Origin of the sequence: Enterobacter sp. CC120223-11 (assembly GCF_900215375.1) — a bacterium.
GTDB lineage: Bacteria > Pseudomonadota > Gammaproteobacteria > Enterobacterales > Enterobacteriaceae > Scandinavium.
Map to the genome: position 1 here is coordinate 1 of NZ_OBEF01000014.1, position 16,646 is coordinate 16,646.

General features: G+C 55.7%; 17 protein-coding genes and 1 pseudogene. 12 read left to right on the forward strand and 6 right to left on the reverse strand.

The genetic code is table 11. The annotated features are described in order from the left end of the window. From CRO87_RS15785 to gstA, 7 genes and pseudogenes are all read left to right on the forward strand, one after another. Nucleotides 1-333, forward strand: a pseudogene (locus CRO87_RS15785) (electron transport complex subunit RsxC); the annotation flags it as partial. Next, complete coding sequence (rsxD, locus tag CRO87_RS15790; RefSeq protein WP_097163895.1) at nucleotides 334-1,386, forward strand: electron transport complex subunit RsxD; 1,053 nt, start codon at nucleotides 334-336, stop codon at nucleotides 1,384-1,386. It abuts the pseudogene before it with no gap. An 8-nt stretch (nucleotides 1,387-1,394) separates the two neighbouring features. Next, on the forward strand, nucleotides 1,395-2,015 hold the full coding sequence (rsxG, locus tag CRO87_RS15795; RefSeq protein ID WP_097163896.1) for an electron transport complex subunit RsxG: 621 nt from the start codon (nucleotides 1,395-1,397) through the stop codon (nucleotides 2,013-2,015). A 3-nt stretch (nucleotides 2,016-2,018) separates the two neighbouring features. Next, nucleotides 2,019-2,723, forward strand: a complete 705-nt coding sequence (locus tag CRO87_RS15800; protein WP_097163897.1) for an electron transport complex subunit E — start codon at nucleotides 2,019-2,021, stop codon at nucleotides 2,721-2,723. After that, complete coding sequence (gene nth / locus CRO87_RS15805) at nucleotides 2,723-3,358, forward strand: endonuclease III (RefSeq protein WP_097163898.1); 636 nt, start codon at nucleotides 2,723-2,725, stop codon at nucleotides 3,356-3,358. The genes CRO87_RS15800 and nth overlap by 1 nt, the downstream gene beginning before the upstream one ends. 577 nt (nucleotides 3,359-3,935) lie before the next feature. Beyond that, entirely contained in the window at nucleotides 3,936-5,447 is a 1,512-nt protein-coding gene (gene dtpA, locus CRO87_RS15810) for a dipeptide/tripeptide permease DtpA (RefSeq protein ID WP_097163899.1), read from the forward strand. Nucleotides 5,448-5,554: 107 nt separating this feature from the next. Beyond that, on the forward strand, nucleotides 5,555-6,160 hold the full coding sequence (gene gstA / locus CRO87_RS15815) for a glutathione transferase GstA (protein WP_097163900.1): 606 nt from the start codon (nucleotides 5,555-5,557) through the stop codon (nucleotides 6,158-6,160). A gap of 63 nt (nucleotides 6,161-6,223) precedes the next feature. On the opposite strand, the gene tyrS is transcribed toward gstA, so the two are convergent. The 4 genes from tyrS to anmK all read right to left on the reverse strand — a co-directional run bounded on the left by tyrS (nucleotide 6,224) and on the right by anmK (nucleotide 9,888). Further along, nucleotides 6,224-7,498 carry a tyrosine--tRNA ligase gene (gene tyrS, locus CRO87_RS15820; RefSeq protein ID WP_097163901.1) on the reverse strand — a complete coding sequence of 425 codons (1,275 nt, stop codon included), beginning with the start codon at nucleotides 7,496-7,498 and terminating at the stop codon, nucleotides 6,224-6,226. Between the two features lie 125 nt (nucleotides 7,499-7,623). Beyond that, nucleotides 7,624-8,280, reverse strand: a complete 657-nt coding sequence (gene pdxH, locus CRO87_RS15825) for a pyridoxamine 5'-phosphate oxidase (RefSeq protein ID WP_097163902.1) — start codon at nucleotides 8,278-8,280, stop codon at nucleotides 7,624-7,626. Between the two features lie 56 nt (nucleotides 8,281-8,336). After that, nucleotides 8,337-8,672 carry a C-type lysozyme inhibitor gene (gene mliC / locus CRO87_RS15830; protein WP_097163903.1) on the reverse strand — a complete coding sequence of 112 codons (336 nt, stop codon included), beginning with the start codon at nucleotides 8,670-8,672 and terminating at the stop codon, nucleotides 8,337-8,339. 91 nt (nucleotides 8,673-8,763) lie between these two features. Next, entirely contained in the window at nucleotides 8,764-9,888 is a 1,125-nt protein-coding gene (anmK, locus tag CRO87_RS15835; protein ID WP_097163904.1) for an anhydro-N-acetylmuramic acid kinase, read from the reverse strand. 277 nt (nucleotides 9,889-10,165) lie between these two features. Here anmK and slyB point away from each other — a divergent pair, with 277 nt between their 5' ends. Then, a complete protein-coding gene (slyB, locus tag CRO87_RS15840; RefSeq protein ID WP_097163905.1) occupies nucleotides 10,166-10,633 on the forward strand; it encodes an outer membrane lipoprotein SlyB in 468 nt (155 codons plus the stop codon). A gap of 279 nt (nucleotides 10,634-10,912) precedes the next feature. Continuing rightward, nucleotides 10,913-12,244, forward strand: coding sequence for a GGDEF domain-containing protein (locus CRO87_RS15845; protein WP_255252514.1), 1,332 nt, complete (start codon nucleotides 10,913-10,915; stop codon nucleotides 12,242-12,244). Between the two features lie 45 nt (nucleotides 12,245-12,289). Here CRO87_RS15845 and slyA read toward each other — a convergent pair whose 3' ends face one another. After that, nucleotides 12,290-12,730, reverse strand: a complete 441-nt coding sequence (gene slyA / locus CRO87_RS15850; RefSeq protein WP_097163907.1) for a transcriptional regulator SlyA — start codon at nucleotides 12,728-12,730, stop codon at nucleotides 12,290-12,292. Nucleotides 12,731-12,907: 177 nt separating this feature from the next. On the opposite strand from slyA, the gene CRO87_RS15855 reads away from it, so the two are divergent. Genes CRO87_RS15855 through CRO87_RS15865 form a run of 3 tightly spaced genes read left to right on the forward strand, consistent with a single transcriptional unit; the run spans nucleotide 12,908 to nucleotide 16,116 of the window. Beyond that, on the forward strand, nucleotides 12,908-13,144 hold the full coding sequence (locus CRO87_RS15855) for a DUF1656 domain-containing protein (protein ID WP_097164008.1): 237 nt from the start codon (nucleotides 12,908-12,910) through the stop codon (nucleotides 13,142-13,144). Between the two features lie 9 nt (nucleotides 13,145-13,153). Then, nucleotides 13,154-14,092, forward strand: a complete 939-nt coding sequence (locus tag CRO87_RS15860) for an HlyD family secretion protein (RefSeq protein ID WP_097163908.1) — start codon at nucleotides 13,154-13,156, stop codon at nucleotides 14,090-14,092. Then, a complete protein-coding gene (locus tag CRO87_RS15865) occupies nucleotides 14,092-16,116 on the forward strand; it encodes an FUSC family protein (protein ID WP_097163909.1) in 2,025 nt (674 codons plus the stop codon). Before CRO87_RS15860 ends, CRO87_RS15865 begins: the two co-directional genes overlap by 1 nt. On the opposite strand, the gene sodC is transcribed toward CRO87_RS15865, so the two are convergent. Next, on the reverse strand, nucleotides 16,109-16,630 hold the full coding sequence (sodC, locus tag CRO87_RS15870; protein ID WP_097163910.1) for a superoxide dismutase [Cu-Zn] SodC: 522 nt from the start codon (nucleotides 16,628-16,630) through the stop codon (nucleotides 16,109-16,111). The genes CRO87_RS15865 and sodC overlap by 8 nt on opposite strands. Between the last annotated feature and the right edge of the window lie 16 nt (nucleotides 16,631-16,646).

Sequence of the window (16,646 nt, forward strand, 5' to 3'; positions counted from 1 at the left end):
GCGCGCAAAGCCGAACAGCAGGCCGGGGCTGAACCTGTTGCAGAAGAAGCGGTTGATCCACGCAAGGCCGCCGTTGAAGCAGCCATCGCTCGTGCTAAGGCACGCAAGGCCGAACAACAGGCCGGGGCTGAATCTGTTACAGAAGAAGCGGTTGATCCACGCAAGGCCGCTGTAGAAGCAGCTATCGCTCGTGCCAAAGCACGCAAAGCGGAACAGCAGGCGGCAAATGAGTCCGCCGCAGAAACCATCGATCCGCGCAAAGCTGCCGTTGAAGCAGCTATCGCTCGTGCGAAGGCACGTAAAGCAGAAAAACAGGTTGTTAACGAGGAATAAATGGTTTTTAAAATCGCAAGCTCCCCTTATACCCATAACCATCGCCAGACCTCGCGGATCATGCTGCTGGTGCTGATCGCGGCAATACCGGGCATTGCCGTCCAGACCTGGTTTTTTGGCTGGGGCACGCTCGTTCAAATCCTGCTGGCAAGCGTGACGGCATGGGGTGCAGAAGCGGCTATTTTACGCCTGCGTAAACAGAACATTGGCCAGACGCTCAGCGATAACTCCGCCCTGCTGACCGGCCTGCTGTTGGCAATCAGTATTCCCTCCACCGCGCCGTGGTGGATGATTGTACTGGGCACAGCCTTTGCGGTGATTATTGCCAAACAGCTCTATGGCGGCCTCGGCCATAATCCGTTCAACCCGGCGATGATTGGCTACGTGGTGCTGCTGATCTCCTTCCCGGTGCAGATGACCTCATGGCTGCCGCCGCAGGAAATCGCCGCGGCGACGCCTGGCTTTATGGATATCGTGCACCTGATCTTCAGTGGACATACGGCGTCTGGCGCTGATATCAGCTCCCTGCGCATGGGCGTCGATGGTATCAGCCAGGCGACGCCGCTCGACAACTTCAAAACCTCCCTGCACGCAGGCCACAGCGTCAATGACGTTCTCAACGGTGCGATTTACCGTGGCGCGCTGGCGGGCATTGGCTGGCAGTGGGTGAACGTGGCGTATCTGCTCGGCGGCCTGTTCCTGCTGTGGCAGCGGGCGATCCGCTGGCATATTCCCGTCAGCTTCCTGCTGACGCTGGCGATTTGCTCCACGCTCGGCTGGTTATTTTCCCCGGAAAGCCTGGCTTCACCGCAGATGCATATCCTGTCGGGGGCCACTATGCTTGGCGCTTTCTTTATTCTGACCGACCCGGTGACGGCATCCACGACCAACCGCGGGCGTCTGCTTTACGGTGCGCTGGCGGGCCTGCTGGTGTGGCTTATCCGCTGCTTTGGCGGCTACCCGGACGGCGTGGCTTTCGCCACCCTGCTCGCGAACATCACCGTGCCGCTGATTGACTACTACACGCGCCCGCGCGTTTACGGACACCGCTGAGACAGACCATGCTGACTACGATTCGCAAACATGGCATCACCCTGGCCCTTTTCGCCGCTGGCGCCACAGGTACAACGGCCATCATCAATCAGATGACCAAAAACACCATCGACGGCCAGGCGGCGAAGCAGCAGATGGCGTTGTTCGATCAGGTCATTGTGCCGGGTAGCTATAATAACGATTTGCTGAAAAGCTGTTATCTGCTGAACGCTCCGGCGCTCGGCAAAGGCAGCCACAAAATCTACATCGCACGTAAAGACGACACGCCTGTTGCAGTTGTAATGGAAGCCACGGCACCCGACGGCTATTCCGGTGCAATTCAACTATTGGTTGGCGCAGATTTCAACGGCACCGTGCTCGGTTCACGCGTTACGCAGCATCATGAAACGCCGGGCCTCGGTGACAAAATTGAGATGAAACACGGCGACTGGATCACCCACTTTGCCGGGAAAATCATTCACGGCGCCGATGACAGCCACTGGGCGGTGAAGAAAGACGGCGGTGATTTCGACCAGTTTACGGGGGCCACCATTACCCCTCGCGCGGTCGTCAATGCGGTAAAACGCGCCGGTCTGTTTGCGCAGACTTTGCCGCCACAGATTAACGAACTCACCCCCTGCGAAGAGTAAATCATGAGCGAAATGAAAGACGTTATTGTTCAGGGATTATGGAAAAACAACTCCTCGCTGGTGCAGCTTCTGGGCCTGTGTCCGCTGCTGGCGGTGACCTCCACGGCCACCAACGCCCTGGGCCTCGGCCTTGCCACAACCCTGGTACTGACGCTGACCAACCTGGTTATCTCCCTGCTGCGCAAATGGACGCCGCCTGAAATTCGTATCCCAATTTACGTGATGATCATCGCCTCGGTGGTGAGCTCGGTGCAGATGCTGATCAACGCCTATGCATTCGGGCTGTATCAGTCCCTCGGCATCTTCATTCCGCTTATCGTGACCAACTGTATCGTCGTCGGGCGTGCGGAAGCCTTTGCCGCGAAACAGCGTCCGATGCTCTCGGCGCTGGACGGTTTTTCCATCGGTATGGGGGCAACGGGTGCGATGTTTGTGCTGGGCTCGATTCGCGAAATTTTAGGCAACGGTACGCTGTTCGATGGCGCAGACAGCCTGCTGGGTGGCTGGGCCAAAGTGCTGCGCATTGAAGTGTTCCATACGGACACGCCTTTCCTGTTGGCGATGCTGCCACCGGGTGCGTTTATTGGCCTTGGCATGCTGCTGGCGATCAAATACCTTATCGATCAGCGCATGAAGCAGAAAGCCAGCGCCTTGCGTAACCATTGTGAAGTGACACCGGACGTGAAAACCACCACAGGGAAGGCCTGATGAATAAAGAGAAACGTGGCGAAATCCTGACCCGATTACGTGATAACAATCCTCACCCTACCACCGAACTTAACTTCACCACGCCGTTTGAGCTGCTGATTGCGGTCCTGCTCTCCGCGCAGGCGACGGACGTCAGCGTCAATAAAGCCACAGCAAAACTCTATCCGGTGGCAAACACGCCGGAAGCGATGCTGGCTCTCGGCGTGGACGGCGTGAAGGAGTACATCAAAACCATCGGCCTGTTTAACAGCAAGGCCGAAAATGTGATTAAAACCTGCCGCATTCTGATTGAGCAGCACGGCAGCGTGGTGCCGGAAGACAGAGCGGCGCTGGAAGCCCTGCCCGGCGTCGGGCGTAAAACGGCAAACGTGGTGCTTAACACGGCCTTTGGCTGGCCGACGATTGCCGTCGATACGCATATTTTCCGCGTCTGCAACCGCACCAACTTTGCGCCAGGGAAGAACGTCGAGCAGGTAGAAGAGAAGCTGCTGAAGGTCGTGCCTGCCGAGTTCAAGGTGGACTGCCATCACTGGCTTATCCTCCACGGCCGCTACACCTGCATTGCCCGTAAGCCTCGCTGCGGCTCCTGCCTGATTGAAGATCTTTGTGAATTTAAAGAGAAAGTCGAACTCTGATGCTCTCCAGCGCCGTGTGGCTATACGGCGCTTCTTCCGATTTATTGCCGCTTAATTCGCCACTTTTATAACCAATGATTCGGCGATTTATCGCCCAGCCAGGTTAATTGTTTTTTTCTCAGCTGAATTTTCTATACAAATGTGATCTGGATCACTCAGATAACATCAAGTTACGCATTTGTTATAAAAACGCATACAAGCCTTTGCCGATGCAGGGGGTAAGCGTTTTTCAACCAGACATATCACCACTATTTTTAGGATTAATGGCCTATATCACTGCATCATCGGCAAAACAGCAGAACATATAGCCACTAGCCCGAGAAATGCCCCATTTCACAGTGAAAAAAACTGGCTGGAACGAAACGGCAAAGTTAAACACTGAATAACATTTAGATGAACGGACGATTATAACGCCTTCGTTATGTGTAACAGAGTATTACAAACCCCTTGTGCGATCGCCCCGGATAGTGAACATTACCTGCCGTTTTCCCCTCCAAGAATAATTATAAGGCGGATGTCGAAACGAACATCACGCCCACCACCCCCGTTAATATGGGATGTAAAAAAAGAGGTATAAGTGTCTACTGCAAACAATAAACCAACTGAAGAGAGCGTAAGTCTCAACGCTTTCAAACAGCCAAAAGCGTTCTACCTGATCTTCTCCATTGAACTTTGGGAACGTTTTGGCTTCTACGGCCTGCAAGGCATTATGGCCGTTTACCTGGTTAAACAACTGGGTATGTCCGAAGCAGACTCCATCACGCTGTTCTCCTCTTTCAGTGCTCTGGTCTATGGTCTGGTTGCCGTTGGCGGCTGGCTGGGCGATAAAGTACTGGGTACCAAACGCGTTATCATGCTCGGCGCCGTCGTTCTGGCGATCGGTTATGCGCTGGTGGCCTTCTCCGGTCACGACGCGGCGGTGGTTTATATGGGTATGGCGACCATTGCGGTCGGTAACGGCCTGTTCAAAGCCAACCCGTCTTCCCTGCTTTCTACCTGCTACGATAAAAACGATCCGCGTCTGGACGGTGCATTCACCATGTACTACATGTCCGTGAACATCGGTTCCTTCTTCTCTATGCTGGCAACCCCGTGGCTTGCCGCGAAATACGGCTGGAGCACCGCGTTTGCTCTGAGCGTGGTCGGTATGCTGATCACCGTGGTGAACTTTGCGTTCTGCCAGAAATGGGTTAAGCAGTACGGTTCTAAACCTGACTTCGCACCGGTACACGTTGGCAAACTGCTGGCAACTATCGTCGGTGTAGTGGTGCTGGTCACCATCGCAACCTGGCTGCTGCACAACCAGGGCGTTGCTCGTGCGGTTCTGGGCGTTGTTGCCCTGGGTATCATTGCCATCTTCGGTAAAGAAGCCTTTGCTATGAAGGGTGCTGCTCGTCGTAAGATGATTGTGGCCTTCATTCTGATGCTGGAAGCGATTGTCTTCTTCGTGCTCTACAGCCAGATGCCAACTTCCCTGAACTTCTTTGCTATCCGCAACGTTGAGCACTCTATTCTGGGTGTCGCGTTCGAACCAGAGCAGTTCCAGGCCCTGAACCCGTTCTGGATCATGATTGGTAGCCCGATTCTGGCCGCTATCTACAACAAGATGGGCGACCGTCTGCCAATGCCGCACAAGTTTGCCGTCGGTATGGTGCTGTGCTCTGGCGCGTTCCTGGTTCTGCCGCTGGGCACCAAGTTCGCCACCGATGCAGGTATCGTGTCCGTTAACTGGCTGATCCTGAGCTATGCGCTGCAGTCTATCGGCGAGCTGATGATCTCCGGTCTGGGTCTGGCGATGGTGGCACAGCTGGTTCCACAGCGCCTGATGGGCTTCATTATGGGTAGCTGGTTCCTGACCACTGCGGGCGCGGCAATCATCGCCGGTAAAATCGCCAACCTGATGGCCGTTCCAGAAAACGTGACCGATCCGCTGCTGTCCCTGAACGTCTACGGCGACGTGTTCCTGAAGATCGGTATCGCCACCGGCGTTATCGCGGTCATCATGATGCTGACCGCACCGAAGCTGAACCGTATGACCCTCGACGACGATGCCGCTGCGGCAAAAGCGCGTGAGACCGCCACGGCGTAAGCCTCATCCGGAAAACGTATTTTTAAGCCGCTGACCTGTTCAGCGGCTTTTTTTTTGTCCGGCTCCGCACTACGATAGAGGCACAACTGTGTCCAAAGGAGTTTGTCATGAAATTGTTCTACAAGCCCGGTGCCTGTTCTCTTGCCTCCCACATCGCTTTGCGTGAAAGCGGTATGGACTTCTCGCTGGTGGGCGTTGATCTCGCGAAAAAGCAGCTGGAAAACGGGGAGGATTTTTGGCAGGTCAATCCAAAAGGTCAGGTTCCCGCCCTGCTGCTTGATGACAACACCCTGCTGACCGAAGGCGTGGCGATTATGCAGTACATCGCCGACACCAAAGCGGATCGCCAGCTGCTGGCCCCGGCGGGCAGCATCGCGCGTTACAGGACGCTGGAGTGGCTCAACTACATCGCCACAGAGCTGCACAAAGGCTTCACGCCGCTGTTCCGTCCTGATACACCGGAAGACTTCAAGCCAACCGTGCGTGCGCTGCTGGAGAAGAAACTCAGCTATGTGAACGACGCGCTGCGCGACGGCGAATGGATCAGCGGCAACCGCTTTACCATTGCCGACGGCTATCTGTTTACGGTCCTGCGCTGGGCCCGCGCCGTGAAGCTGGACATGAGCGGACTGAAGAACATTGAAGCTTATATGGCACGCGTCGCCGCGCGTCCGGGCGTGACGGCAGCTCTGGCGGCAGAAGGCCTGAGCTAATCCCTTTCGACAGACGTAAAAAAGGCCGCTTATGCGGCCTTTTCTCATTGGGTGGCGGGAGAATTACTTCCAGCACACCAGGCAGTAATTTTTCTTACCGCGACGCAGCAGCGTGTAGCGCCCGAAGAGGCGGTCGCTGTCTGCAAAGGTGTATTCCGGGTCAATCTGCTTCTCACCGTTGATGGTGACCGCGTTGGAGGCGATAGTTTTACGCGCCTGGCCACGGGATGGCTGCAGTTCGGAATCCACCAGCGCCTGCATCAGGTCGGCACCTTTTTCCATTTCGACCATCGGCACGCCGTCCTGCGCCAGCTGTTCGAAATCGGCTTCGCTCAGATCGCTCAGGGTACCGTTGAACAGGCTCGCGGTGATGCGTTTTGCCGCTTCCAGGCCTTCTTCGCCGTGGACCAGGCGAGTCACCTGCTCTGCCAGCACGTACTGGGCACGCGGTGCTTTGCCGCTGTTTTTGTCTTCTTCTTCCAGGGCATTGATTTCAGCCATGTCCATAAAGGTGAAGAACTTCAGGAAGCGATACACGTCCGCATCCGCGGTGTTGATCCAGAACTGGTAGAATTTGTACGGGCTGGTTTTCTTCGGATCCAGCCACACTGCGCCGCCTTCGGTTTTGCCGAACTTGGTGCCGTCCGCTTTGGTGATCAGCGGCACGGTCAGGCCAAAGACCTGATTCTGATGCAGGCGACGGGTCAGGTCGATACCGGAGGTGATGTTGCCCCACTGGTCGGAACCACCAATCTGCAGCGCGACGCCGTGCAGGTTGTTCAGACAAGCGAAGTCATAACCCTGCAGCAGGTTGTAGGAAAACTCAGTGAAGGAGATGCCCTGATCGTCACGGTTCAGGCGCTGCTTCACCGCTTCCTTGTTGATCATCTGGTTCACGGAGAAGTGTTTGCCGATGTCACGCAGGAAGGTCAGCACGTTCATGCCGCCAAACCAGTCGTAGTTGTTCGCCGCGATGGCCGAGTTGCTGCCGCAGTCAAAATCGAGGAACGGAGCAACCTGCTTACGGATTTTCTCCACCCACTCCTGAACGGTGTCTTCGGTATTCAGCTTACGCTCTGCGGCCTTGAAGCTCGGATCGCCGATAAGACCAGTCGCACCGCCCACCAGCGCCACAGGCTTGTGGCCCGCTTCCTGGAAGCGTTTCAGGCATAACAGGGGAACGAGATGCCCCAAATGCAAGCTGTCAGCGGTAGGATCGAAGCCGCAATAGAGCGCGATCGGGCCCTGCGCCAGTCGCTCTGCTAACGCATCCTCGTCCGTCACCTGAGCCACAAGGCCCCGCTCTTGCAATTGTTTAATCAAGTTACTGCTCGCCATCAAAGTCTCCATGTATAAAACAGACTGCACCTTAGCCGGTACACGACGTTTCGCCATTTGCGAAAGGTCCATAGAATAAAACGCCAGCCCGTGTTGTGCCAGCGCTTAACGCAACAAAAGTGGGATCACGGCGCGAGGCGGTCGATTTTCCAGGCGTCGTCTTCACGCTGATACATAAATCGGTCGTGCAGACGGTGTTCACCACCCTGCCAGAACTCCATTGATTCAATGCTGATGCGGTATCCGCCCCAAAAACTCGGCAGCGGCACTTCGCCCTGCTGGAATTTTTGCTTGAGTTCAAGAAACTTGCTTTCGAGGATACCGCGCGCGGAAATACGGCTGGACTGCTTAGAAACCCAGGCACCAATCTGGCTGTCGCGCGGACGGCTGTGGAAATATTTCACCACTTCGAGGGTCGACAGGCGTTCGGCCTTACCGGTTACCATCACCTGGCGCTCCAGCATGTGCCACGGGAACAGCAGGCTGATACGCGGATTGTGTTCAAGATGATGCGCCTTGCGGCTGCCGAGGTTGGTGTAGAACACCAGCCCTTTTTCATCATAGTGCTTGAGCAACACGATGCGCTGATAAGGCTGCCCGTTTTCGTCTACGGTCGCCACCACCATCGCGGTAGGATCGGCAAGCTTCGCCTCGCAGGCCTGGCCCAGCCAGCGTTCGAACAGCGCTAAAGGTTCAGCAGGAAGATCGCGGCGGCGAAGGCCACCACGGGTGTATTCACGGCGCAGATGCGCGATTTGCTGCAGATCGTCGTTGTCAGACATGGCGTTTTCGATGTTGTCCTCAGGTGGCGCTATTGTGCGCCGCCCTCGGCAAAATCTCAACGCTTCGGATTTTGCAACTCACAGTTATTCAGTACGATACGGTCACGTTTATAGACCGTGGCGCCGTCACCCTTCGACCAGAAAACGTAGATACCGTCGGTGTAGCGCGCGCCGGAGGCAGAAATGCCCTGCTTCAGCGTCTGCTGCTGGTTGTCATAGATGAAATTCACTTCCTGACGGGTGTTGTTGAGGTGAACAGTAAGCGGCTTTTCATCACACTTATATTCCAGGGTATCGGTGTTCATTCGCTCCACAAACTGGTTGTAGTAGCTACATCCGGAGAGTAACAGGGGTAACATCAGCGGTGCTACAGCGAGGAGTTTTCTTTTCATTGGCTTGCCTTAAGACTGTCCCGGTCCCGGAGGGCTTCCGCCCTCCCATAACGCGCTTATTGTATCGGCAATGTGGCAACCACTCAGTCAGTTAACTCTGATTCTGCACCGGGTTTGCAGGAAAAATCGCCCCCAGCACGGTTGATTCGCTTGCCCCGGTCACGGAAGGCAGGTTGCCCGGCAGCCCGTTCAGCGTCCGCCAGGCGAGCCAGGCAAACGCCAGCCCTTCCATATCGTCGCCGCTGACGCCCACTTCGTCGGTGGTTGTCACTTCGGTCCCCGGTAACAGACACGCCAGACGCGCCATCAGCAGCGGATTGCGGCTGCCGCCGCCGCACACTAACAGACGTTCGCAGCCGCCGCTCAGTAGCACCTGCTCGCTGATGGTCACCGCCGTCAGCTCGGTCAGCGTGGTCATCACGTCCTGAGCTGCCAGCCCCGGATGTTTCGCCAGCTGGCGTTCCAGCCAACCATAGTTGAAATATTCGCGCCCGGTGCTTTTCGGGGCCGGTAGCGCAAACCACGGATCGCTCAGCATCTCCTGCAGCAGCGGCAGGATCACTTTCCCGGAGCTTGCCCATTCGGCGTCTTTATCATACGGCTTTCCGCACTGACGCCAGATCCAGGCATCCATCAGCATATTGCCCGGCCCCGTGTCATGCCCTTTGACCGGCATGCCTGGGCAGAGCATCGACAGGTTAGAAATGCCGCCGATATTCAGCACGATGCGGCGTTCCTGCGAATCGGCCAGCAAAGCGTGATGGAACGCGGGCACCAGAGGCGCGCCCTGTCCACCCAGCGCAATATCACGCCGGCGGAAATCCCCCACAACCGTAACGCCTGTGCGGGCCGCAATAATGTTGTTGTCGCCAATCTGCAGCGTATGGGGCGCATCGCCGTCGGGCTCATGCCAGACCGTCTGGCCATGGCAGCCAATCGCCTTCACATCGCTGGGGGACAGCTTTTCCTGCGCCATCAATGCGAGAACGGCATCGGCAAATAAGTGCCCAAGGCGCGTGTCCAGTTGCCCTAACTGCGACAGTGTCAGCTGCTGCCCCTGACAGATAGCAAGGATTGCTTCTTTCAGCGCAATGGGGATGGGGTACGACAGACTGGCCTGCTGGGCCACCATGTTATCGTCCATCGCCGCCAGCACCACATCGACCCCGTCAAGGCTGGTCCCCGACATCACACCTATATAGCGACCCGATTTCATACGCCTTCCTTAGTTCGTGACTGAGAGCCATCAATGAAACATAAACACTTTCTTAATGCCATGATCCACTAACAAAATTTAACAATCGTGAAGCAGATTACAGTCTGCTGCGGCTGCTCAGGCACGGCGGCGATATGGTTTAAGCTTTGTTCAGCACGAAGCGTGTACAATTTTAAGCAGATTGCGCAGAACATATGACCTGCGTTGCAGAATTGCCATATAATTGCGATGTAAGGATGCTCTCAAGAGCGTTTCTTGGTGAACAGGAGATTCATAAATGATGTTACGTGTATTGGCCGTTTCAATGATTGGTTTCACGCTTGCAGGTTGTGTCAGCAGCAGCGGCCTCTCCGGAGACGTGTATTCTGCATCCGAAGCCAAACAGGTTCAGAATGTCACCTACGGGACCATTGTCCACACGCGTCCGGTGCAAATTCAGGGCGGTGATAATTCTAACGTCATCGGCGCGATTGGCGGTGCGGTTCTGGGTGGCTTCCTCGGTAATACCGTTGGTGGCGGTACCGGTCGTTCCCTGGCCACAGCGGCAGGCGCAGTGGCCGGTGGCGTAGCCGGCCAGGGCGTTCAGGGTGCGATGAACAAGACCCAGGGCGTGGAGCTGGAAATTCGTAAAGACGATGGCAACACCATCATGGTTGTGCAGAAACAGGGTGACACCCGCTTCTCTGCCGGTCAGCGTGTTGTGATGGCCAGCAACGGCAGCCAGGTGACCGTTTCACCTCGCTAATAATTCGGCGTGTGGCCGTTCGGTCACACGCTTTCCTTTCTGCCCGCTCCCTTCGCCCCTCGTTTATTGCCACGTTTTACTTGGATTTACATTATTTCATATATCTACACTCTTTTCCGGAAGTAGGCTTGCGCCTGCGCAATATTTATTATTTCCGTGGCCATTATACTTAATAGGGTCCAGGCCGGACGCCTGCTTTTATTGGTGCTGCTCTTTGCAATACCGCACTTAAGGACTTTGTATATGCATGGTAATAAAGCATTTCCATTCAGGAGGTTAATGAGATTCTTAGCCTCATCAATTCTACTGATCGTGGTATTACATCTTTTTTCAAGCCAGGTCATTCATCGTATACCTACGATGGTCCCGGCACTTTTTCCAGTGATGACCATTTTTTTGATGGTGTTCCACATTCTCATCGCTGGCTTTATGTTGATGAAATATCTTTGTGACAAACATCGCTTGTATCTGGTCGCCATTGCATGCGCTTTCGGCGGCTCATCCTTGCTGATGATTGGCACGCTCAGCAGCTACGCCGACTGGCTACTCTGCAGCTCCATTTCCAGTATTAATTTTAACGACGCACTTATCCACTATTTCTTCCGCAACGTCCTGATGGCGGCATTATTCATTACATCCGTAATTTTATATCAATATCGTCACAGCAATATTCATACGCGACGCAATCATATTGTTATTCTCAGCGGGCTGTTGGTTTTCACCCTCACCATACTCTTTCTTTCCTGGAAATATTCCAGCAACTCGCCGGGGGTTAATTTAGAAATCATTGATGACCTGACTAAAAAATTTACACCGCTGTGGCATAACTATCTCATCGTTGGAATGATTGCGCTCTGGGGCGTGACCTTGACCGTTATGCTGGCAATAACCCGGCTGCGAAATATTTTTTGGTACAGCGGCTATCTGTTTTGTCTGTTCTATATTTTCACGCTGGTCCTTTTGCTGCCCGTCATCTCTATCGAAGGGTACTCCTGGTATCAGTCACGCCTGTTTGAGACGACGGCAACGCTGTTTCTGATTTTTGTCTTACTGTGTGACGTGTTCACGCTCTACCGGGAATCGAACAACAAATACGAAAACTCTTACCAGAATTCGATTCGGGATCCGATGACGCGCCTCTTCAACCGCAGCTTTTTCTACGACAGCCTGAAAAAGCAGATGGCAGGCGTTTCAGCGAGCTCTCCGGTTTCCGTCATCGTCTGCGACCTCGATCACTTCAAGCGCATCAATGACTGCTACGGACACCTGCAGGGGGATAAGGTCATTCAGTTTGTTTCGGCCATTTTGCAGGACAATGTGCGGCTGAATGACGTTGCAGCCCGCATTGGCGGCGAAGAGTTTGCCCTGCTGCTGACGAATACCGATGCCGAAAACGCACTGGATATCGCCGAGCGCATTCGCCAGACGGTGTATCAGCACGATGAAGAGAGCAGCCACGGTCAGCTGCCTGAGAAAATCACCATCAGCATGGGCGTGTATACGGCCACGCAAGCAGAAGCAGAGCAGGAAGCCTGTGTTCAGCGCGCGGATATAGCGATGTATCAGGCCAAAGCGCAGGGCCGAAACCGGGTTGTAGTCTGGCAGCCATAAGAAAAAAGGCCCGTTTGGGCCTTTTCGTTATGTCCGGTCAGCGCATTAATCCCTGGCCTGCAGCTCATTGATGTTTTGCTCGAGCTTGCGGATAAGCCCCATCAGAAGATCCAGCTCTTCCGGCGAGATCCCGGAGAGAATTTCCCCCCGAGTTTTGCGGATCACCGCCTCCATCTCTTCAATCAGCGGTTCGGCTTTTTCTGTCAACTTAATGCGTTTTGCGCGGCGATCGTTGGCACAGGTCTGACGCGAAATCAGCCCTTTTTCTTCCAGCTGATCCAGCGTTCGGACAAGGGAAGGCTGCTCAATGCCGATGGCCTTAGCCAGTTGAATTTGCGACTGTTCCGGCGGCAGCTGATGAATGTTATGCAGCGTGACCCAATGCGTCTGCGTTAATTCCAGAGGTTTCAGGCGATGGTCAATCAGAGCCCGCCAGATACGCACCAGTCGTGCCAGATCAGAACCCAGTGGCGATTCCAATTTCATCTCCTTATAATTAGCTTGCTAAGTTATTATACTGATTTTAGACTAGTGTGCAGTATTTAAATGGTCAAAACAAATGTATTGCCTCCCCGCAGGCTGACACAATGATTTACACTGTTCACTATTCAGGCCTGTCACCACAGGTTTGCGGTAATGGCACATTTGCAAAGGATTTTGTTCGTGGAGCTAACCTTTAACACCTCCGGATTCCCGCTACAGGACTTAATCGTCGGTGCGTCCATCTATTTCCCCCCCTTGTTTAAAGCGGTACTGCTCGGTTTTCCAGTGTGGCTGATAGCCCACCGACTGTTGCGGGACTGGATGTACGCAGGCGATGTCTGGCATCCGCTGTTAATGGACCTTTCTCTTTTCGCGCTGGCGGTTTGCATGGCGATGATGTTGATTGTTGCGTGGTAGCATAACCTTATGAAAAAAATAAAATATTTCTCCACGCTCCTGGTTGCAGCGCTGGCCCTGATCGCCGTCTGGCTGGTATGGAACTATTACATGCAGTCCCCGTGGACTCGCGACGGCAAAATTCGCGCCGAGCAGGTCAGCATCACGCCGCAGGTTTCCGGCAGCATTACCGAACTGAACGTGCGTGATAACCAGCAGGTTAAAGCGGGTGATGTGCTGTTCCGCCTGGACGCCACGCCTTTTCGCATCGCGGTGATGAACGCGAAGGCGCAGCAGGCTAAGGCGCTGTCGGATATGGCAAAGGCGCAGGCAGATAAGGATAAAGCGCAGGCGGATATGGCGAAGGCTCGCCACGAAGCGGATCGCCGTCGCGACCTGCCGAAAAACTTTATCTCTGCGGAAGACCTCGACACGGTGAATATTGCGCTGCAAACGGCCAAAGCCAATGCAGAGGCCGCCGTTGCCAGCGTCGCCGCAGCCAAAGCCAGCGCAGATGCCGCCAGCGCGGCGCTGGAACATGCCAACTGGCAGCTGTCACAGACTGACGTCAAAGCCCCTGTTGATGGCTGGGTCACCAATATGTCCACGCGGACAGGCGACTACGCCTCCGTGGGCCGCCCTGTTTTTGCGCTGATCGACAGCCATTCGTTTTACGTTGTCGGCTACTTTGAGGAGACCAAGCTGCGCCACATCCGGACCGGCGTTGCGGCGAGCGTGACGCTCTACAGCAGCGGGGAGAAGTTACAGGGTCACGTTGCCAGCATTGGTCGGGCAATATCCGATCAAAGTGTGACGGCCGACGGTAGTCTGGTGGCTGATGTAAAACCCACCATTCCGTGGGTAAGGCTGGCGCAGCGCGTCCCTGTCCGCATCGAATTAGACAAGCTGCCTGACGATATCGTGCTGGTGTCCGGCACCACCTGCACCGTATCACTCGGCGCGCAGTAATGAACCTGCAGTCGCTCTCCTGGCAATCGCTGCCGTGGATTAAAGCCACTCGCCCGCAGTGGCGCTACGCCCTGCGCAACGGCATTGCGATGTGCCTGGCCCTGAGCTTCGCCTACTATATCAACCTCGATCAGCCCTACTGGGCGATGACCTCCGCCGCCGTCGTCAGCTTCCCGACCGTCGGCGGTGTGATCAGCAAAAGCCTCGGGCGTATCGCCGGCAGCCTGCTGGGCGCCTGCGCCGCCATTTTGATTGCCGGTCACACCCTGACCGACCCCTGGCTGTTCCTTTTCGGCCTGTCGGCGTGGATTGCGTTCTGCACCTGGGCCTGCGCGATGTACATGAATAACGTCGCCTACGCCTTCCAGCTTGCCGGGTACACCTGCGCCATCATTGCGTTCCCGATGGTCAATGTGGTGGATGCCGCACATGTCTGGGATATCGCTCAGGCCCGCGTCTGCGAAGTCATCCTCGGGATTTTGTGCGGGGCGCTGATGATGATGATCCTGCCTAGCACCTCCGACGGCACGGCGCTTTTGACCGCACTGAAGAAAATGCACGCCCGCATCCTCGAACACGCCAGCCTGCTTTGGCAGCCGGAAAACAGCGATGCCGTCAGGACAGCGCACGAAAGCATGATCGGCCAAATCCTGACCATGAATTTGTTGCGCATTCAGGCCTTCTGGAGCCACTATCGCTTTCGTCGTCAGAACAGTCTGCTGAATGCGTTGCTTCATCAGCAGCTGCGCCTGACCAGCGTGATTTCGAGCCTGCGCAGGATGCTGGTGAACTGGCCCGATTCACCGAAAAATATCCGCGAAGTGCTGGAACAGTTGTTTGCCGAACTGGCGCGCACGGACGCAGATGCTTACCGGGTGGCGCGAATTATTGCCCCGCTGGCCCCGCACGATCCGCAGGACTTCCGCCACCATGCATTCTGGCAGAGACTGCGCTATTTTTGTCGCGTCTATCTGGCCACCAGCCGCTGGATCCAGCGGCTGGAAAACGCCTCGGCCATCACTGAATTTAAAGTACCTGCCGCACCGGCATTGACTCGCCGAACCGACCACGCGGAAGCGCTCTGGAACGGCATTCGTACCTTTTGCGCGCTGGTTGCCGTTGGCGCCTGGGCCATCAATACGCAGTGGTCTTCCGGCCCGGCGGCGCTGACGCTGGCGGCTATCTGCTGCGTGCTTTACTCCATTTCCCCGGCACCGTTTAACTCCCTGACCCTGCTGATGCGCACCCTGCTGTGGCTGTCGTTGTTCAGTTTTGCGGTGAAGTTTGGCCTGATGGTGCAGCTCAGCGACCTGTGGCAGTTCCTGCTGTTCCTGTTTCCGCTCATTATCACTATGCAGCTGTTCAAACTGCAGATGCCGAAATACGCCGGTCTCTGGGGGCAGCTGATTGTCTTTATGGGATCGTTTATTTCGGTGACCAACCCGCCGGTCTACGATTTCGGCGGTTTCCTGAATGATAACCTCGCCAAGATTATCGGCGTCGGGATGGCGTGGCTCGCCTTTGCGGTGCTGAAACCGGGGTCGGATGCACGGAAAAGCCGCCGTCACATCCGGGCGTTACGGCGTCACTTTGTCGACCAACTCAGCCGTCATCCGCAACACAGCGAGCACGAGTTCGAGTCGCTGGTCTATCACTACATCAGCCAGCTCAGCAACAGCCAGGATCTCCTCGCCCGCCGCTGGCTACTGCGCTGGGGCGTGGTGCTGCTGAACTGTTCTCATGTGGTGTGGCAGCTTCGTGACTGGGAAACGCGCTCTGATCCGCTGGTGCAGGTGCGGGACTTATGCATTAGCCTGCTGCGCGACGTGATGAGCGAGCGTGGCGTGCAGCAGCGCCCTCTCGCTTCCGCGCTGACGGAGCTACAGCGAATTTACGAGACTCTCGGCCACCACCCGCAGCCCGCAGCCCGCGAGCTGGCGTCAATCGTCTGGCGTCTGTACTGCTCGCTGCTTCAGCTGGAGCAGGCTCCGGTTGCAGGCACAATTGAAGAGAAGACTACCTGATAACCCCACAGGCGTAGCGAACGCCTCCGCCACCCAGGGGTTTAGGCTGATCGGACATGTTGTCGCCTCCGACGTGAATCATCAGCGCTTTGCCTTTGATTTCATCCAGCTTTTTCAGGCGAGGCGCCAGCACGGGCTGAGTGGCTTTGCCGTCGTTATTAACCACCAGCACCGGCAAATCGCCGAGATGCCCCATGCCGTTCGGCCCTTCATGTTTGCCCGAATGATCGGGGTCTAAGTGCCCGCCCGCCGCTTCAGCCGCGCTGGCTTTCCCCTCTTTCATCGCAGGCTGACAGCTGCCGTTGGCGTGAACATGAAAGCCATGTTCCCCCGGCGGCAACGCCTTGAGATCGGGCGCAAATTCCAGCCCCTTTTCCGTCTCGCTGATTTTCACCTCGCCAATGGATTGCCCGACGGCCTGAGAAGTGACCAAATTCATCTCCACCTCCGTGCTGGCTGCGTACGCGCCGGTGGACATGACCATCGCAATTAACGTGAGCGTGACTCGTTGCATAGAACCTCCAAAAAGA